Below are 26998 nucleotides of genomic sequence, written 5' to 3'. Positions count from 1 at the left end.
ATTCCCGTGACGCCATCCCCACCCGTTCCGACAGTAGACGTCATCATCGAAGTAGGAGGCCGCATCATCCTGGTTCGGCGAAAATATCCCCCGGCGGGATGGGCGCTCCCGGGAGGGTTCATCGACGCCGGAGAAACGGCACCTCAGGCAGCAGTCCGGGAAGCGATGGAAGAGACGGGGCTCCATGTGAAGCTGACCGCATTGCTGGGAGTTTATTCGGACCCCGCTCGCGACAAAAGAAAGCACACGATATCGACCGTTTACATCGCCAAAGCGGAAGGATTGCCTTTAGGAGGCGACGACGCCGCGGAGGCCCGCCTGTTCGGGGAGCGCGACCTGCCCTCACCCATTGCCTTCGACCACGCGCAGATACTGGCGGATTATTTCAGGTTCAGGAAGACCGGGGAGCGGCCGCTGTAACCTCACAAGTCAAGGTATTGGCCCCGCCGTAGTCGGATACCTCACCGCTGGCTCGTGCGCCTCACGGGGTACCCCTCGCGGGGGACGCCTTGCCCGGCCGTCCATGGCCGGGCTGCGGCTCGCGAGCTCCTCGCTCCGCCATCCATGGCTCCCACTTCGTCGCTCGACGCCCCCGCAGGGGCACCCCGTCTCGGCGGCTCGCCTACAGGGCATCCGGCCACATTCCTGCCCGTTTTTTTTCTTCCCTCGGGTTATTTGAGGGCCTTGACGGCGGACTCGATGCGGTCGATGCCCTTTACGATGTTGGCCATCGAGGTCGCATAAGAGAGGCGCTGGCAGGCGTCCTCGCCGAACGCAACGCCCGGGACCGACGCGACCTTGTGCTCTTCCAGCAGGTACGCGGCCAGGTCGGACGAGTTTTCGATCTTCTTCCCCGACGGCGTCTTCTTCCCGTATACCTTGGAGAAGTTCGGGAAGACGTAAAATGCGCCCTGCGGAAGCAGGCAGGAGACGCCGGGGATGTTGTTCAGCCTGTCCACGATGTAGCGGCGCCGCTTGTCGAACTCGGCCACCCACTCCTTCATGAAGTCCTGCGGGCCGTTGAGCGCGGTGATCGCAGCCTTGTCGCAGAAGGAGACGGGATTCGACGTGCTCTGGCTCTGTATGTTGTTCATTGCCGCGACCAGGTCCTTGTCCGCCGCGACGTAGCCGATCCGCCATCCCGTCATCGAAAACGCCTTCGACAGGCCGTTGACGACGATCGTGCGCTTCTTGATTTCCTCGCCCAGCGAGGCGATGCTCGCGAATTCGAACCCGTCGTAGACGAGCTTTTCGTAGATCTCGTCGGAAAGGACGGTCACGTTCCGCTTGACGATCACTTTCGCAAGCTTCGCCAGGTCCTCCTTCGAATAGGCCGATCCCGTAGGGTTGGAGGGGCTGTTGAGGACCACGCACTTGGTCTTCGGCGTTATGGCCTTGTCGAGCTGCGCGGCGGTCATCCGGAAGCCGTTTTTCTGCGCCGTCTCGACGATCACCGGCGTGGCGCCCGCCAGGAGCGCGATGTCCGGGTATGAGACCCAGTACGGGGCGGGGACGATGATTTCGTCGCCCTTGTCGAAGAAGGCCTGCGCCACGTTGTAGATGGAATGCTTGGCTCCCAGGGACACGATGATGTTCTCGCGCTTGTATTCGAGCCCGTTGTCGCGCTTCAATTTCGCGATGATCGCGTCCTTCAGCTCCGGCGAGCCGGGAACGGGGGTGTATTTCGTGTATCCCGCGTCCAGCGCCTGCTTCGCGACTTCCTTGATGTGAACCGGGGTGTCGAAATCCGGCTCGCCCGCGCCGAAGCCGACCACGTCGATCCCCTGCGCCTTCATCGCCTTCGCCTTGCTCGTGATCGCCAGCGTCGGGGAGGGCTTGATCTTCTTCACTCTGCCTGCCAGTTTCATCATGATTCGCTCCTTTCCACGGTTGCGGTGTCCGGCACTAACCCGCATTTCTCACCACGCTTCTGCTACGGCGGCGGATACGGGCATGTCTACTGCGTTGCGCTCGGTCGGGCTCCTCGACGTAGTGTAAACTACGCCTGCGGTGCCCTCGGTCGCGACGCCTTGTATCCATACCCGTCTCCACCGCCTCGCGACGAACCGTGGTGAGAAAAGCGGGCTAAGTTCTTCATTTCCTGCGTTTCTCGATTTTCTTCAGGACCTCCCGCTTCACCAGCGGATGGACCAGGTCGTCGATTTTCCCGCCGAAGCTCGCGATCTCCTTGACGATGTTGGAGCTTATGTAGGAATATCGCTCGCCCGTCATCATGAAGACGGTGTCCACCTCGGACGCCAGCTTCTTGTTCATGTGCGCCATCTGGAACTCGTATTCGAAGTCGGAGATGGCCCGCAGGCCCCTCATCACGACGTGCGCGCCCTTTTCCCTCGCGTAGTCCACGAGCAGCCCCCCGAAGGAATCGATCTCCACGTTGGAATGGCCCCGCGTGAGCTTGCGCAGCATGGCCATTCGTTCCGCCGGGGTGAACCAGACGTTCTTCCGTATGTTCGTTGCGACGGCGACGATCACCCGCGAAAAGACCCGCGACGACCGGTCGATGATGTCGAGGTGGCCGACGGTCGGGGGATCGAACGAGCCCGGGTATACCGCGATCGTCCTCATTGTATCTCCTTTCGCGTTCGCTGCAAGCGCTGCAATGCCGTCAGGCGGAGACGCGGAACACCATCACCCGCGTGTCTCCGTACTTCCGGTCCGTCTCGATAGTCCATCCCGCAGGGAATACGGCGTCGGGCGCCCGGCAGGCCTCTTCGACAACGACGGTCCCTCCGTCTTCCACCAGCCCCGCCCGGCCGATCCCCGCCGCGGATTCGGCCGCCAGCCCCTTCCCGTAAGGAGGATCGAGGAACGCGAGGCGGAACCTCATCGCCCGGGCCCGGAGGCGGCGAATCGCCTGCCGGTAGTCCATGCGGAGCGTCTCCGCATCAGCCGCCCCGAGTGTTTCGAGGTTCCTTTCCAGCACCGCGAACGCCGCGGGATCCGACTCGACGAAAACGGCCCTCGACGCGCCGCGGGACAGCGCTTCGATCCCAAGGGCGCCGCTGCCCGCGAACAGATCCAGCACCGCCGCGCCGGAAACATCATTCCCGAGAAGGTCGAATATCGCCTCGCGCACCCTGTCGGAAGTGGGGCGGACGGCAAGCCCCCTGGGCGCCCGAAGGGGCCTGCCCCTCCATATACCCGCGATGATCCGCAAGACGACCGCTGCGATGCGGCGGTCAGCCCGCGAGGCTGTCTGCGACGATCTTTGCCGTACCCTCTGCGCGGAACGCCAGGAAAAGCTCCCTGGCTTCCCGGAAGGCCGCCTGCTCGATCTTCCCGGCGAACGGGGACGGGACGCCGTCGATCTCCTTCTTGAACTGCTTCGTGGCGAACTTGATGTCCTTCCCGGCCGCCTTCGCCCATTCGCGCATCTTCAGCATCAATTCGGGAGGCAGGTTCTCATGGGCGACATTCTGCCACTGCGTCCCCACGTTCCCTTTGCGGATGCCATAGTCGGCGAACTTCCCGATCAGGTGCAGCGGCGTGCCGGTGATCCCGTGCTGCGCGATGTCGACTCCGAACCGGCCGTGCACCGCGGCATGGATCTCCCCGGTGCGTTCGAGGTCGATGAATATCTTCTCGCCCTCGAGGTAGTTGCCGTGCTTGGAGCCGTTGTTGATCGCGAGCAGGTCCGCCGACACTCCCGCGGCGGAGAGCCTATCCATCAACTCCACGGCCTCGGCCACGGTGGAGAGGTTCGACTGGCTGCCGGCGGACTTTATCTCCCCCACCTCCACTTCCAGCCCCAGCCCCCGCTTGCAGATGGGAACGGACAGCTCCGCGGTGATCCGCGCGTTATCCGGTATCTGGTTGAACGAGGCGTCGATCGCGAACGACGTGTATCCGGCGGCAAGCTCCGCAGCGATCAGCGCCCGGGCGTCCCCGATCTCCTTGTCGGACGTATTCTTCACCGTTATGTGGTCCCCATGGATGACGAAGGGTACGGTGAAGTCGACCTTCTTTGCATAAGCAAGGATCGTGTCGACGAATATTTCCGGGTTCATCCCCGTGTAGCCGCCGTCGATGTTGCCTTCCGTCTTAGCCAACTCGAACGCCACCACGGCTCCCAGCTCCTGCGCCGCCTTCATGATCCCCGGAATCACCAGGGGAATCCGAATGTTGCATGCCATCATGATGACCTTGTGCGGCGAAAGCGCCTTGAAGACATCCCGGCCGTTCACGGGGCAGGCGGGGTTGCCCGCGGGAATCCTCTCCGCTGCGTTCGCCGGCACGAACTTTTTCAGCGCCGTAAAATCCATTTAGCGACCTCCATTGGTAATAGCTCCATCATTATTGGAATTTCAGGCTCTCGCGTCAAGGCGGATCAGGGCAAATCAAAAGTGTGTCGGTAATCCGTGCTGCCTGAACGTATCGCATATGTCAATTCATGGATGTATTCCGGGCGGATTCCGGCAGGCGGCCACGGATGTGAAAGCGGACACTGTCCGCCGTGTGCCCGTCGGAAGAAATTATCTCCAGTGTATGCGTCCCCTGTTGGGGCCGCCAGGAAATCGGATCTCCGGCTTTGCCCAAGGTTTGCCCGTCCAGCCTCCAGGACATTTCCCGATCTGCGCCCCGGGCATCGAAAAAGATCCTTTGCAGTTCGACGGGGATATCAGGATCCAGAGCGACCACCGTCCCCTCTGAAGGGTAAGTGATCCGGGGTGGAAGAAGAGCCATCGCAGATTTTACATCGCGCACCGGCTCGGTCCCGGCGATGAACCACTCATCCCTGGCAGACTCTATCCCTCCAGGGAACTCTACTCGCCGTGAGACTATCCCGGAAGGAGGCGCCGCCGGGCGCGCCGGAATCCCCTCGTGGAGGAAGGCCATCACCTCGCGCCAGACTGGAGCGGCTCCAGAAAGACCCGAGACGTCCCACATCGGCGCGCCGCCGAAATTTCCAACCCATACCCCCACCGTGTAACGGTCCGAGAACCCGACGCACCAGTTGTCCCGCATGTCCTTGCTGGTTCCGGTTTTTACCGCCGCCCGGAAGGAAGTCGACAAAGGGCTGGCAAGCCCGAATGCCGCGCCGCGGGCTCCACGATCGGAAAGGATGTCGGAAACAATGAATGCCGCCTCCGGGCTCATTGCCTTCCTTGAATTCCTGCGCTTTTCCTCAAGGCGCAGTGTCATCGGACTCCAACGACCACCGTTGGCAAGCGCCCTGTACGAGTTGACAAGCTCGAAGAGAGTCACGTCGGCGCTTCCCAGCGCCAGCGAGGCGCCGTAATCTTCACCTCCCCCCGTCAGGTCGAACCCGAACGCGGCAAGCCTGCGTGCAACGGCGTCCGGTCCCAGCAGGAGGATGGACCGCACGGCGGGTACGTTCAGCGAGGAAGCAAGGCTTGTCCGCAAGGTGACGGTTCCCCGAAATTCCCGGTCGTAGTTTCTGGGCACATATAGCCCGCGCTCTGTCGGAACGTCCAGGGGGGAATCGTCCATGAGAGACGCCGCTGTCAATATCCGCTGTTCGATGGCCAGCCCGTACAGGAACGGCTTAAGCGTAGAACCAGCTTGCCGTCTGGCCCGTACGCCGTCCACGAAGGGACTTTGCGAGAAGGAGCCCGTGCCGCCCACATACGCGAGGATATCGCCTGTGGAGTTCTCCGCCACCAGCACAGCCCCGTCATGAACGTTCTGCGCGGATAGCATGCCGACCTGTTGGGACAGCGCAACCGCCGCCTTCCTTTGGAGTTCGAGGTCGAGCGTGGAAACGATCCTCTCTCCCGCGCCCGGAACGAGGATTCGCGCCGCATGAAAGGCAAAGACATGACGGGAATTCACCGAAAAAGGGGCATGAAGCCGTTCCCGGGCGATGGATTCCAGGGTACCGTCAGACACAGTCCATCCGAGCGCGGAGCAGAGAAGCGCCGCTCTCCGGCCCACGGAGAACGGCGAAGCATTGGGCGAGCGGATCAGGGAAGCGAGGACGGCCGATTCCGCCGCGTCCAGGCCGCTCGGATCCTTGTCGAACATGCCGCGCGTTGCGGCCGCGATCCCCTGAAGCTCTCCGCGGAACGTCACCCGGTTGAGGTACGCTTCGAGGATCTCGTCTTTCGTCCACTCCCGTTCGAGGCGGAGCGCCAACCTCGCCTGGAGCACTTTCGCAAGGATCCTGCCCGCCCCCTTTCGTTTTTTTCCGCTTCCGTCCAGAAGGGATACAAGTTGCATGGTGATCGTCGACGCTCCCCGTCTCCCACCGTGGAGCAGGTTCCCGGCAGCCGCCGAAACGACCGCGAGACCGTCGACGCCGGGGTGCCCGTAAAACCGCTTGTCCTCGGATCGAAGGACCGCCGCGATCAACGAAGGTGAGACATCCGAAAAGGAAACCCACGGAAGAATACGGCGTTGGAAATCCGAACGCACTTCCTGGAGCGGAACGCCGTGACGGTCGAGCAGAACGCCCTCGGACGGGCGATGGGACTCCCGAACCGTGCGGAACGACGGCAAGGCGCCGGACACCGGAAGGAGCGACTTGAAGGATTGAGCGGCAAGCCCCGAGAGAAAAACGCCGAGCGCAAGCAAGACAGCCGCTTTCGCGAGGCGATTATATCCCACCTGTTCGCTCATGGGATCCTTTCCCTTTCCAGCGCAGCGATCCCTTCCCCTCAAGGCGCCACCGCGAACGGCCGGTTGGGGATTTCACCGAACATCTCCGGCGCGTATAGCGCCTCCACCCTGGTTGGGGGAAGGAGAAACGTCCCCCCGTTATTGAGGCGGAACGTGTACTCCACGGTCCATTTTCCTTTCGGCACGAACTCATAATAGGAGCGGAAGGCATCGAAAGCCCGTTCGGTGAATGCGGGCCATGCAAGCCCTTCCCTTTTCTCCTTTCGTATCAAGAGGCGCGAGTCGCGTCCCAGGCCGGATCCGAGGATCGTTCCGCCCGCGGGGATCGGATCGTTCACGACGACCCAGGTCATATCGGCTTGCGCATCGATTTCGAGCGTCACCCGGACGACGTCGCCCCGGCTCCAACGGCCGGCCGCTGCCTGCTGAACGGGCGCCAAAGTCTTTTTCACCGTGTAGCCGCTGGAGAACGGTTCCTTCAATGGTACGGACGCCATGCTCTGGACGGTCGCCCATGGACGCCCCTTCCCACGGTGGCTTAATTGAAGCGTCCCCTCCCCCTTTGGCCACGGCAGGAGCATGCTCGCCCCCTTGGGAGTTTTCTCCCAATCCAAAGAGCGCGTCACTCGCTCAAGCTCCGCCCTGGTCTCCCCCGCGACGGCTTCCGCTTCGTATTTCTTCGAGAACTTCTCCATCGCAAGCACTCCCCAGGCATTGGCGACGGTCGTGCTCCAGGCGCCGATATGCTGACGCCCCAAGGCGCCGCGGACCATACGCGGGATATCCTCGCTCCACCCCGGGCTCTCCATGAGCGCAAGGACCGCGCGCACGGCGTTGACATCTCCCGAAACCATGAGCCACCAGAGATAATCGCTCCGCTCCGTGGAGAACCCCATCGTCGTCCCCTGGAAATTCAGACGCGCCCGCAGGATCCGTTCCGCCTCGGCAAGGCGCTTCTCGCGGTCGGGGATTTCTTCGATATTGTGCAGGACGTTCAGCCAGTCGATGACGCCGGAGGTCGGCCACAAGTTGGGAGCGACGGTGATGGAATCGAGGTGTGACGGTTCTCCCTCTTCATATCGGGAAATCGCATCGAGGGCGGCCATCTTCCGGATCGACAGGTCGGCCGTCGGCAGGGAGCCGTAGCGTATGACGCGGCCTTCGATGAAACCCTTCAGCCCCTCGATCATCCGCCTCTTCGATCCTTCGGGCACCTCCCCCCCGGCCTCGCTCGCAACCGACAGAATATAGGCGGTCAACGCATCGCTTCCCTCGGGCATGAGGGGGAAATATTTCGCAAGTCCATCCTGGTCCAGGTAGGAAGGCAAATCGGCCATGACCGACTTCCATAAGCCGCTATCCCGAAGCGCCACCGCCCTGGAAACTTTCTGTTCGAGGCACGTATAAAAATATTCCCTCATAAAGCGGATCACCCCGCCCATCCCTTCGGAAAGGCGGGACCGCAGCGCCACATCGATTCCACCCCGTCCGGGGATCGCATCGGCCGGCAAACGGACCTTCATCCCGAGCGGCGCGGCAAGCTGCATCAGCGTCGCCTGGAAGGCCCGTACGGGGACGGCGGAAAAAACGCGTTGCGTCACGCGGATCGAATCCCCTATCCCTTCGCCCGCGGAGGCCGACACTTCCCATCGAAGCGTTCCGGCATCGATCGGAACGCGAACCTCCCATGTCGCCTCTCGGGCCTGGCCGGGCCCCAGCGACAACATGACGGGAGCCAGCGATTCGGATCCCTTGCCGGAAGATAATTTCGCTTCCGCCCGTATTTCCAGTTTCTTTTCAGTCGAATTCCGCACGGTGAACCCGGCGCGGAACCGGTCGTCCTCGCGCACCAAGGGGGGAAGTCCCGAAAAGATCGCCAATTCCCTGGTGGTGCGTATGGTTGCTTCTCCGGTGCCGAAAAATTCTGCCCCGCCGCTGGCCACGGCTACGATCCGGAATGAAGTTATCGAATCGTTAAGCGGGATCTCAACCTGCGCCTCCCCATTCTCGTCGAGCGGAACGCGCGCCTTCCAGTATAGAAGCGTATCGAAAAACTCCCGCGCGGCCTGTCTTCCGCCTCCCCCGCCATGGGGAAGCGCTTTAAGGCCATAGTGACGCTTGCCGACAATCTGCATCTGCGCCGTCGACGTGGACAGCTCGTATGGCCTTCGTCCCATCATCGCATCGAGAAGTTTCCAGCTTCCGTTATCTGACAGCTCGAGCAATCCTTCATCCACGGCCGCAACGATGATTTCCGTTCCTTTCGGCAATGCTCCTCCGGCAACCCTTTTCGCCCGGATCGATACCTTCGCTTTATCCCGGGTACGGTATGCCTCCCGATCGGTCGACACATCGACCTTTACCTCGTGAGCCCTCCAGCCGACATTGATTTCGGACATGCCGAGCTTGAAGGCAGGTTTTCCGAGGTCTACGGTCGCCGTCGGCGCCGCCCCCGCCACCCGTCCCCGCACGCAAAGCACGGAAACGTAAACGTTCGGGGCATGGTATTGCTTTATGGGAACTTCGATGACAGGGCTTTTCCCCGACAATTTCTTCAGGAACACTTCGGCGATTCCCTCGCGCTCCACGGTTACCAAGGCCGTTGCTTCGCGGAACGGCATCCGGACCTGGAAAACCGCCGTCTCGCCCGGCTCATATCGCTTCCTTTCAGGGATTACATCCATCTTGTCGCTGTTGGAAACGTCGAACCACCACTCTTCCTTGCCCGCCACCCATACGTCGCGGATCGCGAAGGACACGTTATTGTCCGAATCCGATGCTGATGCCTGGAGAATCACGTTCCCTGAAACTGGCGACTTCGTTTCGCAAATGAGCAATCCCTTTCCGTCGGTGATCCCCTCGCAAATATTCCCTATCCTGCGAACTTCCCGGATGTGATCGTAAGCATACATCCCCCCGAGCAGCCGCTTTCGATGCGAATACGATTTGCGCTGGTACATGTCGACGGAAACCCTTGTGCCTTTCAACGGCTTTCCCGACAGGCCGAGCGCCGCCACGTGAAATTTGAAGCTGTCTTTCGACGCCGCCCATGAATCGGGCTTGATGCCCAGAAGGATGCGAGATGACCATAAGGGAATGCGCGCGGAAACGGCCTGGATCTCCCCGTTCGGATCGCTGTATTCGAGCTCGGCGATCAGGTTCCTCGGCGCCGGGTGCCTATGCAGGCCGGAAACCTTCGTCCGAAGCGCCCCGAAAGCATCGAGAACCAATTCCTGCGTACGGACCCGCGGCTTTCGGTCGGGAGGAATCTCTTTTTCCGCGCCTGCTTCATCCTCATCTTCCCAATACTCGGCTTCACCGTAAAAATAACGCGGGACGTCCCTGGATATTCCTTCAACAACCTTGCCGTTGGCGAAAATGAAATCGCCGTAATCGGGGAACGAGACGTTCTTGGGCTGAACGACCGTTCTAAGCTTTACGGGCGCGCCGCCCGCGCCTCCCCCGGAAAGGTACGAAACGAACAGGTCCAGATCGATTTCGCGGGCGTTGATTTCAGGGCCTCCGGGAGCATGCACCGTTCCTTTCATCAGGGGCACGTGGAATTCCTCGACGCGGAAGGAACCGGTATTACGCTCTTTCCGCCCCAGGTAGGCATAATCCTCGTCCCCCTCCCGGTATCCTCCCACTTCTGTCCGCGTCCCTTTCTTCCCCGGTTCCCTCTGCAGAAGCGAAATGGAATATTCTCCGAGCTTCGCCTCCTTCGGGATGTTCCATTCGGTTTCGGCCGATCCGTCCCGGGCCCATGAAACAGGAAACTCGTACCGCTGTTGGCTTCCCGCGTGACGGATCAGGACCGCTTTAGGCAGCCCCTTCTCCTCTATGTTGAACAGACCATCCAGCGAATGGCGCCGCATGAAGTGTTTCATGTGGACCGTCTCGCCTGCCCTGAAAAGCTTTCGATCGAATACGGTATGGGCGATCGAGGGGTCGTATGCATACATGGAATGGAAACCGAAACGGAACGGTTCGATGCCCCTGTCCCAGTTCGAAAGCACGAAAGTATAGTCGCCTCCCTTACGGGCCGTCACGATAAACTCCGGGCGATTCCGAAAACCGGATCGAGGGCCTGATCTTGGAAGGGTTTGCCGAATAAGGACGGTGCCCTGCGTGTCCGTTTTTCCCTGCCAGACGGTCTTGCCCGATGCGACGTCATGCACCGCCACCTCGGCATCCGCGACAGGCTCCCCCTTGTCGAGGGTTGTAACCCAGACCAGGGACGACTCCCGCCCTTTCTTGAAGTGCGCGGCCATGTTCGTAACGAGAACGGCAGCGGAAACGTACATTTTTTCATCCAGCCCCACGAGCGATCTTCCGAGGTTGGCGCTTTCGATCTCGATTACATAGAAACCCGGCTTGCGAAACGGAATTCCCACCACCTCGAAGGCCTTCTCTCCGCCGGGCTTAGGCACGATGAATTCCTGCACGTCCTTCTGCCCGGCGAGTATGGAGACGCCCCTGAAATCCTGGTCCGAATGTTTCATTTTCATCCAGGGTTCCCAATTCTCCCCGCCGGTCGCCTGGAGCCAATGGAGGATCTGTCCTTCGAGCCCCATTCGAAGCCTGAACATTTTCCCTTTCATAAGTCCGATATCTTTTTCTCCGGACTTTTTCAGCGATTCGGGAACGAAGGTATTGATCCATTCGCCGTATTCGATGACCTTCCGGAGCGTTTTTTCTTCAAGGCCGTCGATCCGGTCGGGCTTGCCCTCCTCGACTCCGAGGATCCTCGATTTCGCCCCGGCTTCGATGTTGCGCAGGGTCAAGGGGAACGCCGAGTCGGCGTTAAGTTCGACAATGCCGAATGCGCCCGGAAACTTGGCGAGCGGCGGATATGCGTTCGTCTCCACCTGCAGGGGAAATCTTGCCCGGTTTTCAGGAATTCTCCCGGCGTCATCCACGAGATCGGAAGGAATCTCGATCAGGAATTTCGATTTCTCCGGAAACGGCCCCCGAAACGTTACGTTATGCACGAAGGATTCCTCGTCTCCCGCATCAGTCCGGAAATACGGCTTGTAAACGACGCCGTTCCCTCCGTGCATGACGATCTTTTCCGCCGTTTTCTTCGCGACCGGAGCCGAGAACCTGATCGTCATCGGAATCAGCGGGATGCAACCGGCATCCCTGTTCTCACGGTCGCAACTGAATTTGATGGTAAATGGAGGACGTACCTGGAACGGGAGCGATTGCGTTTCCTCCGTGGCTACGCCGCTGACGGACCGAACGCCCCTTCCCCAACGTAGAAATACTTTCGACTCCGGAGGAAACGTCCGGCGCGCCGCCAGGACGACAATTCGCGGATCTTCGGCGATATCCTTCTTCCTGTTGAATTCGAGCACCGTCGATCGGCCGGCCTTGGGACGAAGGATATGTATGAATCCCCTGGCGGGGCCGGATTCGATGAGTCGCTTACGATCGTCTCCCTTGACGATACTCACTCCTACGGCTTCGTTCACTCCTTCAACGGAGAATGAAACGTTCCGGAGTATCGATTCCTCCGCCGCCTCTCCGCTCAGAAGGAGGATAAACGCCTGGTTCTCGTCGATCCTGTTGCTCCCTTCCCGCGGATGCGATTGAACGATCTTCGGTCCGCCCGTTGTGAATGAAAAGTTTCTTTGCCCGGCCACGTATTTCCCCGTAAGGGATTTCAATTCGGGTTTAAGCGTGAAGTTGCAGACTACACCGGCCGGAAGGTCTTCATCGAAATCGTAAGCCCAATTTTTATCGTCGGCCCAGCGCCCCCGCCCCGCGATCCCTCCGGCGCATGAAACTTCGAATGGATCGGATATCCTGGGATCGCCGAACGGCACCATCTGCTCGGTGAAGCGGACTGTAGCCTGCCGGACTTTCGCCGCGTATCCCTCGGGAGAAAACCTCTCCACCGTGGGGGGCGGGCCGGCCTGCGCATGCGTGGGTGAACAGGCCATAGAAAGTGATGTGAGCATCACGACACCGATCACCGCTGAAAAAAGGCATACCCGTTTCATGGCCTCTCCTCGAACGTTGTAACTTCCATCCCCGTATGCTGCAATTTTATATATTTAATTACGTATTTTCTCCTTGTTTTGAATCCGGTCCGGAAACAATATATCGGGATGAAGCCACTCGTGTTCTTCGCCGTCCTTTTTATCGTGATCGCATTTTCCTTTTCCGCGTCTATCGGGCATGAAGGTGCTGCTGCAAGGTACATTTCCATCCGCGAGTGCGTGGAGATCGCACTTAAGAACAACATAGACATCGCCGTGGCGCGGGCGGAAAAGGAGATCGGAGAAGCCGGGGTGCCGGTCGAAGAGGCGGCATTCCTGCCGAAATTCACCGGGGACCTGTCGGCCTCCCGGTCGATTGCGCCCACCGGTTCCGCGCTCGACGGCAGCCTCGCCCTCGACCAGCGGGCCTACAAGTTCGACCTGGGCGTGAAGGACCTGCTCCGCACAGGCACGGCGCTCTCTCTTGCGTTCGAAAACCAGCGGCAGGAATCCAGCACATCGATCGCATTGCTCTCGCCGCAATACAACACCGCGCTCACCCTTTCGGCGACGCAGCCGCTTCTTAAAAACCGGGGAAGACAGGTGACGGAAGCTCCTCTCCTGATCGCGCGCGCCGGGGCGTCGGCGAAAACGGAGGACTGGAAGGCGAAGGTGATGGACATCGTTGCGGCCGCCCGATCGGCTTTCCTTTCTTTCGCGTCCGCCGTCCGGGAGGTGGAAGTCCGCAGATCCGCCCTTGCGCTGGCGGAGCGGCTTTTGCTCCAAACGGATGCGAGGATAGAATCCGGTGCGGCGGCCCCCATCGACCGGCTCCCTGCGGAAGCTGCGGTCGCGGCCCGCAAGGAAGAGCTGATCCGTGCGGAAGCCGCGGCGCAGGGCTCGGCCGACGAACTGAAAACCGTCCTCGGGATGCGTTCGGTGAATGAATGGGATGAGCAGCTTGTTCCAGCGCCGCTGCAGGGAGACGTCGCTCCTCCGGCCGCCGGCGAAACGGCGGAAGCGGCTATGCGGCGGCGTCCCGAGGCCGCGGCGCAATCCGGGCGGAAGAAACAGGCGGAACTACAGGAGGCCGTCTCGCGGAACCGTACCCTCCCCTCGCTCGACCTGACCGTATCCGGCGGGCTTTCCGGCCTCTCCGGAACACCGACCCCTAACCCGTTGTTCCCCACCTCGGCTGCCGCATTCACCGGGAACTACGGGGACAGCGTCGACCAGATGTTCTCGGGTAGATACTACAGCTGGTTCGTGGGCCTGAAGTCGGAACTTCCCTGGCGTTTCGACAGGGAAAAGGCGGAATGGGCTCGCGCAAGGTCGACGCTCGACGAGCAGCGCCTTCTTGAGGAAGGGCTTATCCTGAAGATCCGGTCGGAAGTGCGGAAAGCGAGGCGGGACCTCGAGTCGGCGCTTGAGCGGATTGCCGCCGCCAGGTCGTCCGTTACGGCGGCATCGAAGAAGCTTGAGGCGGAAGAAGAGAAGCTTTCCCTCGGCAGGTCGACCACAGTCGAAGTCCTGCGGTTCCAGCAGGACAGGTCGGAAGCCCTTCTATCGGAAGCACGCGCGCGGACGGACGCATGGCTTGCGCAAACCCGCCTGTGGCGGGCGGTCGGGACGATACTGGAACGGGAGGGGATAACCCTTCGATGAAGACCCGTCAAAAGTGGCTGATCGGCGGAAGCGCGCTGCTGGTCGCGGCAATCTTCGCAGGTTATTTCGGTTTCTCTTCGCCGGTCGAAGTCGACGTCTTCGCAGCCAGGAAAGGACCGATCGAGGAGTACGTGACCGCCGTCTCCGCGGGCACGGTCAAATCGCGGCATGAATCGGTCCTTTCCGCCGAAGTCGGGGGTCGTGCGGTGAGCGTGCCGGTAGTCGAAGGGACGCAGGCACGCAAGGGCGACCTGCTGGCCCTGCTGTCGGACCCGGAGCTGGACCGGCAGGTCGATTCCGCGCAGGCGGACATCCTCTCCGCGCAGGAGGGGCTGCGGCAGGCGGAGGCGAAGCGGGACGAGGCGGAAAGAAAGTTCCGCGCGGAAACGGGGCGCGCCGCCAACAACCTTCGCAAGTCGAAGGAGGACCACGTCCGCGCCTCCGCGTTGTTCAAGCGAGGGTTTCTATCGAAATCGGACATGGAACAGGCCGACACGCTGCTCGCGAACGCGGAAGAGGAGGCCAGGTTCGCCGCGGCGGGCGAAGCGACGGTACGGGCGATCGAGCGGGAAATCGGGTCCCTGAAAGCCCGCGTGGAATCCGCCAGGGCGAAAGCGCTCTCGCTTGCGGACCGGAAGGCGAAGCTGCGCATATCGGCGCCCTATGCGGGAATAGTGACGAAAAAGACCGTCGAGGTGGGAGAAACCAAAACCCCGGGCTCTCCCCTCTTCGTCCTGGCCGATCCGGGAGACATCTTCATCGAAGCGCCGATCGACGAATCGGAATCGGCCAAGATCAAGGTCGGTCAAAAAGCGAGGCTCTATCCGGACGCCTATCTCGGAGAGTCGTTCCCCGGGCAGGTTTCGGAGATAAAGCCTACCGTCGAGGTTTCGAAGGAAGTTTCCCGCGCCAATACGATCCGCCTGATCGCGCCGTCCCCTCCCAAGCCGCTCCGCCTGGGGATGTCCGTCGATGTGGAGGTGCTGACCGGCGGGAAGGACAACGTGCTGCTCGCCCCCTCCTCCGCCGTGATGGAGCGGGAAGGGCAGAAATTCGTCTACGTCGCGGAAAACGGGAAGGTCGCACGGAAGAACGTGACGACGGGGATCTCCAACTGGGAATGGACGGAGATTCTCGGCGGAATCTCTCCGGGGGATACAGTCATCACTTCCCTCGAGATCAAGAACCTGGCCCCCGGGAGCCGTGTTGGAATCCGCAGCCGCTAGCCCGCATTTCTTACCACGGTTCGTCGCGAGGCAGTGGAGACGGGCATGGCTACAAGGCGTCGCGACGGAGGGCGACGCAGGCGTAGTTTACGCTACGTCGAGGAGGCCGACCGAGCGCAACGCAGTAGACGTGGCCGTATCCGCTGCCGCAGCAGAAGCGTGGTGAGAAATGCGGGCTGGTGAGCCGCTTCTCCGTCTCCGTAAGGTAGGCAAGATCTACGAGGCCGGCGCGCAGCCGGTCGTGGGCCTCGACGGCGTCGACCTGGATATCTTTCACGGCGATTTCCTTGCCGTAATGGGGCCGTCCGGGTCGGGGAAATCCACCCTCATGAACATCCTGGGCTGCCTGGACGTTCCGACCACGGGCGTGTACGAGATCAAGGGAATGCCGGTGTCGAGCCTTTCGCCGGAAGCCCTTGCGGACTTGCGCAACCGCGAGATCGGTTTCATCTTCCAGGTGTTCCACCTGCTTCCCCGGTACACTGCACAGAGGAACGTGGAGCTTCCGCTCCTTTATGCGGGGGTCGGTCGCGAGGAGCGGGCGGCCCGGGCGCTGGAGGCGCTCAAGTCCGTCGGGATCGAGGACCGGAAGGGGCATCTTTCGAATCAGCTTTCCGGCGGACAGAAACAGAAGGTGGCGATCGCCAGGGCTCTCGTGAACCGCCCCTCGCTGCTTCTGGCCGACGAGCCGACCGGAAATCTGGACTCCAAATCGGGCGAGGAACTGCTTGCCATACTGACGCGCCTGAACGGGGAAGGCTCGACGATCGTCCTCGTCACGCACGACCTCGCCATCGCGAGAAGCGCGAAAAAGATCGTCTACATCATCGACGGGCGGCTGGTGACCTCCGAGGAATACCGGGAGATCCGGGGATGAGCTACCTCGAATTCGCCGCAGTGGCGTTCGACGCCCTGAAGACGAACCGGCTTCGTTCCGCCCTGACGATGCTGGGGGTGATCATCGGCGTGGCGGCGGTCATACTCCTGGTGTCGCTCGGTGAAGGGACGAAAAACTACGTGGAGGAGCAGTTCGCCGGGCTTGGAGCGAACATCCTGATCGTCACCCCGGGCAAGGTCGAGACGAAGGGAGGACCGCCGCTGATCGGAGCGGCGAAGCACAAGCTGACGCTGGACGACTCGAACGTGCTTGAGAAGAAGGGATATCTCTTCGGAGGCGTCGCCCCGGTGGTCTTCGGCGCCGCGGAGGTCCGTTACGGGTCGAGGTCGCGCAACGTCACCGTCCTCGGGGTGACGAAGGAATTCTCCGACGTCAGGAACATCCACGTGGAGGTCGGCAACTTCGTCACCGATTCCGACGTGGAGGCGAAGCGCCGCGTATGCATGCTGGGCAGGACGGTGAAGCGGGAGTTGTTCGGCAACGCCAATGCGCTCGGGCAAGTCGTAAAGATATCGGGCGCGCGCTTCCGGGTTATGGGCATCATGGAGCGGAAAGGCGTGAGCCTGGGATTCGACATCGACGACATCGTGTTCATCCCGGTCCGCACCGCCATGGACATCTTCGACACGGATGCGCTGCTGGAAATCCTCATCTCCGTCAGGAACAAGAACGACATCGACAGCGGAAAGGAGCTCGCCCGTTCGCTCCTCTTCAAGAACCACAACCGGCACGAGGACTTCACGATCACCAACCAGGCGGCGATGCTTTCCTCCCTGTTCACGATCCTCGACACGCTCACCTACGTGCTCGGCGGGATCGCGGCCATCTCGCTGCTGGTCGGCGGGATCGGCATCATGAACATCATGCTGGTGACCGTCAAGGAGCGGACGAACGAAATCGGGATCCGCAAGGCCGTGGGCGCGAAGGACCGGGACATACTCCTCCAGTTCCTTCTCGAGTCGACCGCGCTCTCCGCGGCAGGCGGAATCGGCGGGGTGCTCGCGGGAACGCTGGGGGCGGGGCTTATCCGGATCGCGGTGCCGAAGCTCCCGGTGGCGATCCCCCCCTGGTCGATCGTTCTCGCCTTTACCTTTTCCGTGTTCGTCGGTATCTTCTTCGGAGTCTATCCCGCGCGGAAAGCTGCCGCGCTGCACCCGATAGAAGCCTTGAGGTACGAATGACGAATCGCACGCTACGCGTGGGGCGCATCCCCTACGCGAACCTGCTCCCGATCTTCCACGCCCTCACCACCCACTTTTCGCTGGATGGGGTGCGGTTCGTGTCCGGAACCCCCTCGGAGCTCAACCGGAAGCTTCGGGCGGGGCGACTCGACATCTCCCCTTGCTCCTCGATCGAATACGGGAAGCACCCGGCGCGGTATCTCCTGTGCCCGGGCATCTCCATCTCTTCCCGCGCGAAGGTGATGAGCATCCTGCTGCTCTCCAACGGGCCGTTGAAGAGACTCCCCGACGATCCTATCGCCGTCTCGGGCGCCTCCGACACCTCCGTCGCACTACTTGAGATCCTGCTGCGGGAGTCCCTGGGCAAGCGGAACCGCCTCGTCCGCTCCCATTCCACGCCGAGGGAGGCCTTGCGCCGATACCCGGCTTATCTCGCCATCGGCGACGAGGCGATCCGAGCAAGCCTCGACGGCACCGCGAAACACATGACGGACCTCGGGGAATGGTGGCGCCGGGAAACGGGCCTGCCGTTCGTCTTCGCGCTCTGGATCGTTTCCAGGGAATCGCTTCCCCTCCGCATGGAGCCCTTGCGCAATTTCGCCCGGACGCTGCTCAGCGCAAAGCGGATCGCGAGGGAGTCCCTTACCCGGCCCGAGCATCTCCGCATAGGCCCGGACTGGATGCCGAAGGAACTGCGCACCGCATACTGGCGGAACCTTTCCTACGACCTGGACGAGGAGGCGGAGGGTCTCCTTCGGTTCTACCGGCTCGCGAAGAAATTCGGCAGGATACCTTCCGTCCCCCCCTTGCGATTCCTCGAATTGGCCTGACATCCGGCCGTGATAAAATATTCTATTCCCGCCGGGAGGACCGCGATGATCCACAAGGACATGAAAATCGAGGACGTCCTGCGGAAATTCCCGCAGACGATTCCCGTCTTCGAGCGTTTCGGGATAGACTGCGCCGGCTGCCAGCTCTCCGAATTCGAGAACCTCGAACACGGAGCCAAGGTCCACGGCATCAACCTGGAAATGCTGTTGAGGGGCTTGAACGACGCGCTGAAGGAAAAAGCTTAGGGAAAAGCCCTCAAGACCGGCGGGAGAACTCCGCGCGGGCGTCGTCGGATTCCCACACGATGACGCGGGCGAGCCGGGCCGGTCCGGGGATCTTCCGTTCCATTTCATCGAATATGTATTTGGCGATTGATTCGGACGACGGGTTCTGCGCGTCGAACGGCGGGATTTCGTTCAGATACTTGTGATCCAGCCGCGAAATGATGTCGTTCAGCGCGCCTTTCATCTCGCGGAAATCGAGCGCCATTCCCCTGGCGTCCAGCTCCTCCGACTCCACGAGCGCCTCGACCTGCCAGTTGTGGCCGTGCAGGCGTTCGCAGTTCCCTTCGTAGTCCCGCAACCGATGTGCCGCCGCGAACGATGAGCGGACGGCAAGTGTGTACAGCTCCTTTTTCATCGCTCCACCTGGGGGGATAATACGATCCTGGATTTCGATGCGGCCCGGCCGAACCAGTTTCGGATCTCGTCGGCGGCCTTCGCCTCATAGAGCGATTTGCGCACCTTTTCCGGCGCAAGATCTCCGGGTTGCGCGCCGGCGCGGGACCTCCTTTCGATTTCCCGCTGCACCTCTTCCTCGTTCACATCGATGAAGACGGCGACGCTCCTTTCCAGGAAGTCACGCACCATAAGCCTTCGCGACGCGAGCTCACGGGCATCCTTTTCCGAAACCGACGCCGCGCAAGGGGAGGCGCATCGTTTCATCCTTGCTTCGATTTCCGAGGCGGCAGCTGCGATCGCGGCGTTGTCCACTCCCCCCAGGCCCAGTTTTTTCTGCTCCTGCAGCACCAGGGTGTCTGAGACGAGCCGTTGGCGGGCGTCGGCAAACGCGAGCTCCACGGCCGGCTGGCCGGGGACCGCGCCGCACCGGCTGAAACAGGCCTCTCTCTCGACATCCGACAGGAAGATAACCTCGCCGTTTACGGAGGCGGCCGCCGCTTCGATCAGCCGGTAACCGGGAGGGGCCGCGATGCAGGTCTCCGCGATCGCAAGGAAGACCGCGGCGAAGAGGAGCGTTCTTCTCACGGAAGCAACTCGAAGGATATGTCGAGCGCAGGAGCGGAATGGGTAAGCGCGCCTATGGAGACGGCGTCGACACCGGTCCGCGCGTACAGTTCCACGTTCTCCAGACGGATTCCGCCGGAGGCTTCCAGGAAGACGCTTCCGCCGAAACGGCGAACCGCTTCTCCAACCTTCTCGGGCGGCATGTTGTCCAGGAGAATCGCGTCCGCCCCGGCGGCGATCGCGGTTTCCGCGTCCTCCAGCGTTTCCACTTCCACTTCCACGCGGGCAAGGTGCGGAACGGCCCGGCGTGCGGCCTCGACCGCTTCGGCGATCCCTCCCGCCGCCCGGATCCCGTTCTCCTTGATCAGGATTCCGTCGGAAAGGGAAAACCGGTGGTTTGCGCCCCCTCCGGTGCGGACTGCGTACTTTTCCAGCGCCCGAAAAAGGGGCGTGGTTTTGCGTGTGTCGAGGATGCGAGTGCCATAGGCGGCGGCCCTCTCAACGTACCGGGCCGTACAGGTCGCCACGCCCGAGAGCTTCTGGAGAAAATTCAGCGCCACGCGTTCCCCGCGCAGCAGCGACCCCGCAGGCCCGCGCGCCTCGCCGACCCGTTCGCCCGGCTGCAGGCGCTTCCCCTCCTCGACGAAAGCCGCCGACACGGAAGGGTCGACTTGCCGGAAGACCTCGACGGCCACCGGCCCTCCGCAGAACACGCCGACTCCCCCCGCAATGAAGTTTCCGGCCGCCTCGCCTTTCAGGGATTCGCCGAAAGGATCGCCGAACGGCGCATCTTCCCGCAGCGCCATGCGGACCAGCTCCTCGTACTCCAGCGGGTGAATCATGACAGGTAGCGGGTGACCAGGTCCAGGTTCCTGGACAGCTTGGAAAGCTTCTCCTCGAGATCTGTCTTGCGGACGCGGTGGGCTTCGACGATGTCCTGCGGTGCGCTCGCCGTGAACTTTTCGTTCGCGAGCTTCTTCGTCACAAGGACGCGCTCGGCCTCGGCCTTGTCGATCTCCTTCCGGAGCCGTTTAGCTTCCTGATCGAAGTCGATAAGGCCCGCAAGCGGGAGGCAAACTTCGATGTCGTTGACGACAGCGGTCGCGTCCTGCACCGGTATGTACTCGGGATCCTTGTAGACGATCTTCTCCGCGCGGGCGAGCCGCCGCAGTATCTCCTCGTGCTCTCGCAGGAAAGCCTGCTCCTCAACCTGGCCCTTCAGCCGGACTTCCACTTTCCTGGCCGGAGGAACGTTAAGCTCGCTGCGGATGTTGCGCACGGCCCGGATGACTTCCATCAGCTTTCCCATGTCCTCTTCGACGTCGACGTCTATCCTCGACGTGTCGGCCGCCGGGTATCCCCGCCGCAGGATGCTGTCCCGCTCCCCGGGCAGGGCGTGCCAGAGTTCCTCCGTCAGGAAGGGGATGAACGGGTGCCCGAGGGCGAGGATCGTTTCGAACGCCCTGAGAAGGACAGCGCGCTGGTCGCGGCGCACCGCCGGGTCGGCATCCGGGGACAGCGACGGCTTGATCATCTCCACGTACCAGTCGCAGAACTCGTGCCACGTGAACTGGTAGAACGCCGAGCCCGCGTCGTTGAAGCGGTACTCCTCGATCCCCCGGCGAATCCCGTCGGCGGCGCGCTGGAGGCGCGACAGGATCCAGCGGTCCACGACGGAAAGCTCCGCCGGAAGTTCCCGCGGCGTCTCCCCGTCGACGTGCATCCCCACGAACCTCGCCGCCTGGAAGATCTTGTTCATGAAGTTGCGGTACCCTTCCACGCGGTCGTCGGACATCCGGATGTCGCGGCCCTGCGCGGCCAGCGCCACCAGCGTGAAACGGAAGGCGTCCGTCCCGTAGCGGTCCATCACCTCGAGCGGGTCGATTACGTTTCCGCGCGTCTTGCTCATCTTTTCGCCCTTGACGTCCCTCACAAGGGCGTGGATCACGACGTCGCGGAAAGGCGCCTTCCCCGTGAACGCGATCCCCATCATCATCATCCGGGCGACCCAGAAGAAGAGGATGTCGAACCCGGTGACGAGCGCGGACGTCGGGTAGTAGCGGGCCATGTCTTCGGTTTCGTCCGGCCATCCAAGCGTCGAAAACGGCCACAGCGCGGAGGAGAACCACGTGTCCAGCACGTCGTCCTCCTGCCGGAGGCTCGCGGACCCGCAGAAGGAGCATCTGTCCGGAGCGTCGGCCGCGACGGTCGTCTGTCCGCAGCCGGCGCAATGCCAGGCGGGGATCCGGTGTCCCCACCAGATCTGGCGGGATATGCACCAGTCGCGGATGTTTTCCATCCATTCGAAATAGGTCTTCTCCCACTGGGACGGAACGATTCGAGTCTCCCCCGTTTTCACGGCGCGGATCGCCGGTTCCGCCAACGGCTTGGTTCTGACGAACCACTGGATGCTCTCGGCGGGCTCCACGATCGTGCGGCATCGGTAGCAATGTCCCACATTGTGGAGGTACGGCTCGACCTTTTCCAGGAGCCCTTCCTCGCCAAGCTTGTCCACGACCGCCTGGCGGCAGGCGAACCGGTCCATCCCCGCGAAGGCCCCCGCTTCCGGGGTCATTTTCCCCGATTCGTCGATGACGCGCACCGAAGGAAGCTCATGGCGTTTCGCCACCTCGAAGTCGTTGGGATCATGCGATGGAGTGATTTTCACCGCGCCCGTCCCGAACTCCCTGTCCACCATCTCGTCGGCGATCAGCGGGATGGGGCGGCCCATGAGCGGAAGCCGGAGCGTCGATCCGACGCGCCCTTCGAACCGTTCATCCTTCGGGTTCACGGCGACAGCCGTGTCGCCGAGCATCGTCTCGGGGCGTGTCGTCGCCACCACCACGCTGCGGCGGCCGGACATCTCCGGATACCTTATGTAGTAAAGGGCCCCCTTCGTTTCCTCGTAGGTAACCTCGAGGTCGGAAAGGGCCGTGCGGCAGCGCGGGCACCAGTTGATGATGTAGCGCCCCCGGTAGATCAGCCCCTTCCTGTAAAGGCGGGTGAAGGCCTCGCGGACGGCGCGCGACAGGCCTTCGTCCATCGTGAACCGCTCCCGCTCCCAGTCGCAGGAGGCGCCCAGCCGCTTCAGTTGCCGGAGGATGACGCCGCCGCTCTCCTCCTTCCATTTCCAAACCCGCTCGACGAACGCCTCCCTGCCGAGATCCTGCCTGCCGATCCCCTCTTTCGCGAGAAGCCGCTCCACGACGTTCTGCGTGGCGATCCCCGCATGGTCGGTCCCCGGCAGCCACAGGGCGTTGCATCCCGTCATGATCCGGTAGCGTATCAGGACGTCCTGTAGCGTCACGTTCAGCGCATGCCCCATGTGGAGGGAGCCGGTTACGTTGGGAGGAGGGATGACGATCGTATAGGCATCCCCTGGCCGGGAGGGATCGGCGTGAAACAACCCCTTCCCGACCCAGAAGGCGTACCATTTTTCCTCGATCCCTTTCGGGTCGTAGGCCTTGTCCGTTTCCTTGCCTGCCATTTCCTTTAGAGGACTTTCAGGAGGATTTTTTTTCGGTCCGCTCGCGGATCCGTGCGATTTCCTCGCGAATCAGCGCTTCCGCCGTCGGGGGGATGACCTCCCATGCCACCGCTTCGACGGACTCCCGGATCCTTTGGGAAAACTCCGCGGAGAAACGCTCCATGAACTCCCACATCACCTTCTCCACCGCTTCCGCCGCCACCTTCTCGAAGATTTCCTGGGCACGGCCGGAAAATTGCGCTCTCGGCCCGCTCTCCGCCCCGGGGCCGGGTTCGGGCGGCGCGGGTTTGGCGGCTTCCTTATCGAGCAGGTCCACCTCTTCGAGGTTCTCCAATTCCTCGAGCTCCTCCGCCGCTTCGAGAGCGGTCTCGATGTCGGTGACCGCGGGCGGGGCATCCGCCAAGGGATTCCCTTCGATGTCCGCCGCCGGCTCCCCCGAGGGCGATTTTTCGATATCTTCGATGGAAACGTCGAACTCTCCGAGGGAAAGCCCTCCCTGGGGCACCTGCGTGCCGCGCGGCGAACCCGGAAGGAAATCTTCCACGTGTTGTGGGACCTCGGCCGGAGCCCCGCCTTCCTTGTCCACTTCCTCCATGACGTCGCTGAAATCCCACGGCTCGCCGGGAGGGGGCTCGGCCTTCTCCTTCGCGGCGGCGGCTTCTTCCTCACCGAATTCCAGCATCTCCAGCACCTTCTCGGCAAGTTCCCGGGACTCGAACGGCTTGAAGAGAACGCCGCGGGCGCCGCATTTCCTGAATTTTTCCTCATCGAAAGGAAAGAGCGTACCGGAAAGGATCAGCACGGGGCACCGGCATCCTTTACCGGACGCGCCGAGTTCTTCGGCCACCTGGAAGCCGTCCCGATCCGGGAGCGTCACATCGGCCACGACGAGATCGGGGGCCGTTTCGCGGGCAAGCCGCACCGCGTCGTTCCCGTTTTCGACCATCGTCAGGGAAATGTCCGACCGGGCAAAAGCCAGCTCGAATACCTTACGGATCGTCGAGCTGTCTTCGGCGAGAAGTATTTTCTTTCCCATGGACCCTCCCGAACCGCTCCATTTTAGGCGGTATCCGGCAGCTTTTCAACGTAAACGAGATCGATTTCGCCACGTTCCACGTCGGCGCGGCGCAACCGCACGCGCAGGCGGTCGCCCAGCGAGAATCGCGTCTTCCGAAGGGTCCCGAACCACTCACCCCGTTCCGCCGAATAGCGGTAATCGTCGTCTCGCAGGCTCGATATGTGGACGAACCCCTCCGCAAAGCATTCGGCAAGTTCCACGAAGAATCCGTAACCGACGATAGAAGAGATGACGCCGGTGAACGTCTCTCCCGTCCTTTTCGAAAGATGCAGCGCCTTGGCCCGCTGCTCGACGTCGCGCTCGGCGTCCATCGCGGCCCTTTCGCGCGCGCTCAAGTGCCGTCCGATCTCGCCCGCGCTCTCCTTTAGACCGGACGCGTAGGCCGAGAGACTCTTTTCACCAAGCGCCGCCTTGAGGACGCGGTGGACGACAAGGTCCGGATAACGCCTGATCGGCGATGTGAAGTGAGTATATTGGGAGAGCGCAAGCCCGAAATGCCCCGCCTGCTCGGGCCCGTAACGGGCCAGCATGAGGCTGCGCAACATAAGCACGTTGATGTATCTTTCGTATTTACCGCCGCGGGCAGCCTCGGTCCACGCCTGGAGGCGGGATGAAACGTCCCTGCGCTCGGTGACCTTCGCGCGCCGCAGGAGCCTCGCCGCGGCGTCCTCGAATTCTTCCATCCGGTCCTCCGCCGGCGGTTCGTGAATGCGGGACAGGAACGTGAAACCCTTTTCGGAGAGGAATTCCGCAACCGCCGTGTTCGCCAGCAGCATGAACTCCTCGATGAGCCTGTGCGCCTCCCATCGTGGATACGCCTCGACCCTCGCCGGGAAATCGTTCTCCACGACGATCTTCGCCTCGGGAAGGTCGAAGTCGAGCGCCCCGCGGTCCGAGCGCGCAAGCGTAAGGCGTCCGGCCGCCGCCTCCATCGACCTCAGCATTTTCCCGATTTCCGGCGGGATCGCTCCCTTGACGGCGCCCGCTCCTCCGCCGGTCAGGAACGCATGCACCTCTCCATAGGTCAGACGTGCGCGGCTTCGAATCACCGAGGGATAGAATGATGCGCGTCCGGGGCGGCCGTACGCGTCGAGCGGGATATCCACCGTCATCGTCAGCCGGTTCACGCCCGGCTTCAGACTGCACACGCCCTCCGAAAGGGCCGGGGGAAGCATCGGTACGGCACGGTCCGGAAAGTATACGCTGGTGCCACGCTCAAAGGCATCCCGGTCGAGCCGGGACCCCAAGGCAACGTAGCGTGATACGTCGGCGATCGCCACGAGGATCCTTGCACGGCCGTGTTCCTGCACCAGGCAGACGGCGTCGTCGAAATCGCGCGCATCGTCGCCGTCGATGGTCACGAAAGGATAATCGCGAAGGTCGACACGCTCAACCGTTTCGTGCGCATCGCTATCCCTCAACCGCGCAATGGGGAAACGTACGACATGAGGGATATCCTTTGCTTCATTTATCGCTCCATCGGAAAATTCGACGGGTACGTCCCTGGCGCAGACGACCGCGAGGAAGATCGTACCCATGTCGTAATCCTTGCCGAGAACCCTGATGATCTGAGCGTGTCCCTCTTCCCCGCCGCGCGGATACCGGTCGACTTCCGCCAGCACGAGGTCGTTCGCCTGTGGTTCCAGGTCTTCCGGGACCGTCACCGGCAGGTGCAGGTCCGCCTCCCGGTCGCGGAACCTCACGAAATCGCGCGCTCCGATCGGGGAATAACGGCCCACGAAGAGACGGATCCCGCGTTCCACGACCTGGACGATGCGTCCGGACGGGGGCATGCCTCCCCTGCGCCGTTCCAGCCGGACGCGGACGCGGTCCTTCGGCCAGGCGCCGGAGAGCGCATGGCCGGGAATGCGGATTGCAGGCTCATCCCGGGAATCCGGAATGACGAGCGGCCTCCCTTCCCGCGTAAACCGCAGCCGTCCTTCCCGCACCGGCCCGGCGTTTTCTTCTCTGCGGTGTCTGTCAGCGCCTGCGTACGGCGTTTCCGGGTGCGCGGCTTCGCCCCCCGGCCTTCGGGGCCCGTGCCTTCCCTTTCCGCGCCTGCCTCCCGCTTCGCCCACGCTCTTCATCGCGGCACGGAACATCCGCCGCTCACCCTTCGATACGCCCGCAAGCCGGTACCAGTCCCGGATGCTTTCCGCCTTCGAGCGGAATGCGTCGGCGTTCCGGCGGAGCCATTCCTCCCAGTATTCCCTGCCTCTCACACTGTCCTCCTCGAACTCATCCTACCCTTTTCGCCGCCAATTTCCGCCACCACTTTCCGTGTTGCCTGCCGCGCGCGCTTTGCTATAATCCTATTTCCTCGTATCCGGTGAAGTGCCGAAGTGGCGGAACTGGCAGACGCGCTAGATTCAGGGTCTAGTGCCCGCAAGGGTGTAGGGGTTCGACTCCCCTCTTCGGCACCATGAAACATCCGGGAGCGTCGGCGTTTGCCTGCGCTCCCTTTTTCGTTTCATGGTGCCCTGCAGGGAGTCGAACTCCAAGGGGCCGCCGAGCGAATAGCGAGGAAGAGCCGCCATGGATGGCGGCGTCAGGCCCCGCGGCCGCCGGCGGACGGAGGCCATGGATGGCCGAGCGCGAGCCGGTCGACTCCCCTCTTCGGCACCAGAAAAGCCACAGGGAGCACGGATAACACCGATGCTCCCTATTTTATTTTCTGGTGCCCGTCAGGGAGTCGAACTCCAAGGGGCCGCCGAGCGAATAGCGAGGAAGAGCCGCTTGCCCTGATCATCACCGATTCTTCATTCGTTCCAGGATCGGATAGATTTACTTGCGATCACCGACGC

Annotated in this window: 19 protein-coding genes and 1 tRNA gene; 8 read left to right on the top strand and 12 right to left on the bottom strand. The window is 62.2% G+C overall.

The genetic code is table 11. The features are described from left to right. A complete protein-coding gene (locus HY896_00100) occupies positions 1 to 420 on the top strand; it encodes an NUDIX hydrolase (protein MBI5574748.1) in 420 nt (139 codons plus the stop codon). A gap of 251 nt (positions 421 to 671) precedes the next feature. On the opposite strand, the gene HY896_00095 is transcribed toward HY896_00100, so the two are convergent. The 6 genes from HY896_00095 to HY896_00070 form a co-directional block, all read right to left on the bottom strand. Then, positions 672 to 1868, bottom strand: coding sequence for a pyridoxal phosphate-dependent aminotransferase (locus HY896_00095; GenBank protein ID MBI5574747.1), 1197 nt, complete (start codon positions 1866 to 1868; stop codon positions 672 to 674). A gap of 226 nt (positions 1869 to 2094) precedes the next feature. Next, complete coding sequence (gene coaD, locus HY896_00090) at positions 2095 to 2586, bottom strand: pantetheine-phosphate adenylyltransferase (GenBank protein MBI5574746.1); 492 nt, start codon at positions 2584 to 2586, stop codon at positions 2095 to 2097. Between the two features lie 40 nt (positions 2587 to 2626). Then, the gene (gene rsmD / locus HY896_00085) at positions 2627 to 3178 is read right to left on the bottom strand and encodes a 16S rRNA (guanine(966)-N(2))-methyltransferase RsmD (protein MBI5574745.1); all 552 of its coding nucleotides are present in this window, start codon (positions 3176 to 3178) and stop codon (positions 2627 to 2629) included. Positions 3179 to 3200: 22 nt separating this feature from the next. After that, positions 3201 to 4283, bottom strand: a complete 1083-nt coding sequence (locus HY896_00080; GenBank protein MBI5574744.1) for a class II fructose-bisphosphate aldolase — start codon at positions 4281 to 4283, stop codon at positions 3201 to 3203. Between the two features lie 121 nt (positions 4284 to 4404). Further along, positions 4405 to 6600 (bottom strand): penicillin-binding protein 1C, encoded by a 2196-nt coding sequence (pbpC, locus tag HY896_00075; GenBank protein ID MBI5574743.1) that lies wholly within the window; start codon positions 6598 to 6600, stop codon positions 4405 to 4407. Positions 6601 to 6638: 38 nt separating this feature from the next. Beyond that, the gene (locus HY896_00070) at positions 6639 to 12605 is read right to left on the bottom strand and encodes an alpha-2-macroglobulin (protein MBI5574742.1); all 5967 of its coding nucleotides are present in this window, start codon (positions 12603 to 12605) and stop codon (positions 6639 to 6641) included. A 108-nt stretch (positions 12606 to 12713) separates the two neighbouring features. Here HY896_00070 and HY896_00065 point away from each other — a divergent pair, with 108 nt between their 5' ends. The 6 genes from HY896_00065 to HY896_00040 all read left to right on the top strand — a co-directional run bounded on the left by HY896_00065 (position 12714) and on the right by HY896_00040 (position 18630). Further along, entirely contained in the window at positions 12714 to 14249 is a 1536-nt protein-coding gene (locus HY896_00065) for a TolC family protein (GenBank protein ID MBI5574741.1), read from the top strand. Then, positions 14246 to 15475: an efflux RND transporter periplasmic adaptor subunit gene (locus tag HY896_00060; protein ID MBI5574740.1), complete on the top strand. Its 1230-nt coding sequence runs from the start codon at positions 14246 to 14248 to the stop codon at positions 15473 to 15475. Before HY896_00065 ends, HY896_00060 begins: the two co-directional genes overlap by 4 nt. A gap of 169 nt (positions 15476 to 15644) precedes the next feature. Further along, the gene (locus HY896_00055; protein ID MBI5574739.1) at positions 15645 to 16352 is read left to right on the top strand and encodes an ABC transporter ATP-binding protein; all 708 of its coding nucleotides are present in this window, start codon (positions 15645 to 15647) and stop codon (positions 16350 to 16352) included. Continuing rightward, a complete protein-coding gene (locus HY896_00050) occupies positions 16349 to 17554 on the top strand; it encodes an ABC transporter permease (protein ID MBI5574738.1) in 1206 nt (401 codons plus the stop codon). The genes HY896_00055 and HY896_00050 overlap by 4 nt, the downstream gene beginning before the upstream one ends. Continuing rightward, positions 17551 to 18384, top strand: a complete 834-nt coding sequence (locus tag HY896_00045) for a menaquinone biosynthesis protein (protein MBI5574737.1) — start codon at positions 17551 to 17553, stop codon at positions 18382 to 18384. Before HY896_00050 ends, HY896_00045 begins: the two co-directional genes overlap by 4 nt. Before the next feature lie 45 nt (positions 18385 to 18429). Next, complete coding sequence (locus HY896_00040) at positions 18430 to 18630, top strand: DUF1858 domain-containing protein (GenBank protein ID MBI5574736.1); 201 nt, start codon at positions 18430 to 18432, stop codon at positions 18628 to 18630. Positions 18631 to 18640: 10 nt separating this feature from the next. Here HY896_00040 and queD read toward each other — a convergent pair whose 3' ends face one another. From queD to HY896_00010, 6 genes are read right to left on the bottom strand one after another with little or no spacing between them, the layout of a single operon-like run. Next, a complete protein-coding gene (gene queD / locus HY896_00035) occupies positions 18641 to 19024 on the bottom strand; it encodes a 6-carboxytetrahydropterin synthase QueD (protein ID MBI5574735.1) in 384 nt (127 codons plus the stop codon). Continuing rightward, a complete protein-coding gene (locus HY896_00030) occupies positions 19021 to 19650 on the bottom strand; it encodes a hypothetical protein (protein MBI5574734.1) in 630 nt (209 codons plus the stop codon). The genes queD and HY896_00030 overlap by 4 nt, the downstream gene beginning before the upstream one ends. Then, positions 19647 to 20471 (bottom strand): carboxylating nicotinate-nucleotide diphosphorylase, encoded by an 825-nt coding sequence (gene nadC / locus HY896_00025; GenBank protein MBI5574733.1) that lies wholly within the window; start codon positions 20469 to 20471, stop codon positions 19647 to 19649. Before nadC ends, HY896_00030 begins: the two co-directional genes overlap by 4 nt. Then, on the bottom strand, positions 20468 to 23116 hold the full coding sequence (locus tag HY896_00020; GenBank protein MBI5574732.1) for a valine--tRNA ligase: 2649 nt from the start codon (positions 23114 to 23116) through the stop codon (positions 20468 to 20470). The genes nadC and HY896_00020 overlap by 4 nt, the downstream gene beginning before the upstream one ends. 16 nt (positions 23117 to 23132) lie before the next feature. Continuing rightward, positions 23133 to 24152 carry a response regulator gene (locus HY896_00015; protein MBI5574731.1) on the bottom strand — a complete coding sequence of 340 codons (1020 nt, stop codon included), beginning with the start codon at positions 24150 to 24152 and terminating at the stop codon, positions 23133 to 23135. A 23-nt stretch (positions 24153 to 24175) separates the two neighbouring features. Then, positions 24176 to 26416 carry a VacB/RNase II family 3'-5' exoribonuclease gene (locus HY896_00010; GenBank protein ID MBI5574730.1) on the bottom strand — a complete coding sequence of 747 codons (2241 nt, stop codon included), beginning with the start codon at positions 26414 to 26416 and terminating at the stop codon, positions 24176 to 24178. Between the two features lie 114 nt (positions 26417 to 26530). Between HY896_00010 and HY896_00005 the strand changes: the two genes are divergently transcribed. Beyond that, a tRNA-Leu gene (locus HY896_00005) sits at positions 26531 to 26617 on the top strand. The last annotated feature ends 381 nt before the right edge of the window (positions 26618 to 26998 follow it).

This window comes from Deltaproteobacteria bacterium, from assembly GCA_016218975.1.
GTDB lineage: Bacteria > Desulfobacterota > Deferrimicrobia > Deferrimicrobiales > Deferrimicrobiaceae > JAENIX01.
The sequence above is the reverse complement of the archived record's forward strand: the minus strand, read 5'-3'. Positions and strand labels throughout refer to the sequence as shown.

What these genes read in the sequence shown, in the direction of transcription:
- HY896_00095 (MBI5574747.1), bottom strand. Translation starts at nt 1,868, where the DNA reads ATGAAACTGGCAGGCAGAGTGAAGAAGATCAAGCCCTCCCCGACGCTG.
- coaD (MBI5574746.1), bottom strand. Translation starts at nt 2,586, where the DNA reads ATGAGGACGATCGCGGTATACCCGGGCTCGTTCGATCCCCCGACCGTC.
- HY896_00080 (MBI5574744.1), bottom strand. Translation starts at nt 4,283, where the DNA reads ATGGATTTTACGGCGCTGAAAAAGTTCGTGCCGGCGAACGCAGCGGAG.
- pbpC (MBI5574743.1), bottom strand. Translation starts at nt 6,600, where the DNA reads ATGAGCGAACAGGTGGGATATAATCGCCTCGCGAAAGCGGCTGTCTTG.
- HY896_00070 (MBI5574742.1), bottom strand. Translation starts at nt 12,605, where the DNA reads ATGAAACGGGTATGCCTTTTTTCAGCGGTGATCGGTGTCGTGATGCTC.
- HY896_00065 (MBI5574741.1), top strand. Translation starts at nt 12,714, where the DNA reads ATGAAGCCACTCGTGTTCTTCGCCGTCCTTTTTATCGTGATCGCATTT.
- HY896_00060 (MBI5574740.1), top strand. Translation starts at nt 14,246, where the DNA reads ATGAAGACCCGTCAAAAGTGGCTGATCGGCGGAAGCGCGCTGCTGGTC.
- HY896_00055 (MBI5574739.1), top strand. Translation starts at nt 15,645, where the DNA reads ATGCGGGCTGGTGAGCCGCTTCTCCGTCTCCGTAAGGTAGGCAAGATC.
- HY896_00050 (MBI5574738.1), top strand. Translation starts at nt 16,349, where the DNA reads ATGAGCTACCTCGAATTCGCCGCAGTGGCGTTCGACGCCCTGAAGACG.
- HY896_00045 (MBI5574737.1), top strand. Translation starts at nt 17,551, where the DNA reads ATGACGAATCGCACGCTACGCGTGGGGCGCATCCCCTACGCGAACCTG.
- HY896_00040 (MBI5574736.1), top strand. Translation starts at nt 18,430, where the DNA reads ATGATCCACAAGGACATGAAAATCGAGGACGTCCTGCGGAAATTCCCG.
- queD (MBI5574735.1), bottom strand. Translation starts at nt 19,024, where the DNA reads ATGAAAAAGGAGCTGTACACACTTGCCGTCCGCTCATCGTTCGCGGCG.
- nadC (MBI5574733.1), bottom strand. Translation starts at nt 20,471, where the DNA reads ATGATTCACCCGCTGGAGTACGAGGAGCTGGTCCGCATGGCGCTGCGG.
- HY896_00020 (MBI5574732.1), bottom strand. Translation starts at nt 23,116, where the DNA reads ATGGCAGGCAAGGAAACGGACAAGGCCTACGACCCGAAAGGGATCGAG.
- HY896_00015 (MBI5574731.1), bottom strand. Translation starts at nt 24,152, where the DNA reads ATGGGAAAGAAAATACTTCTCGCCGAAGACAGCTCGACGATCCGTAAG.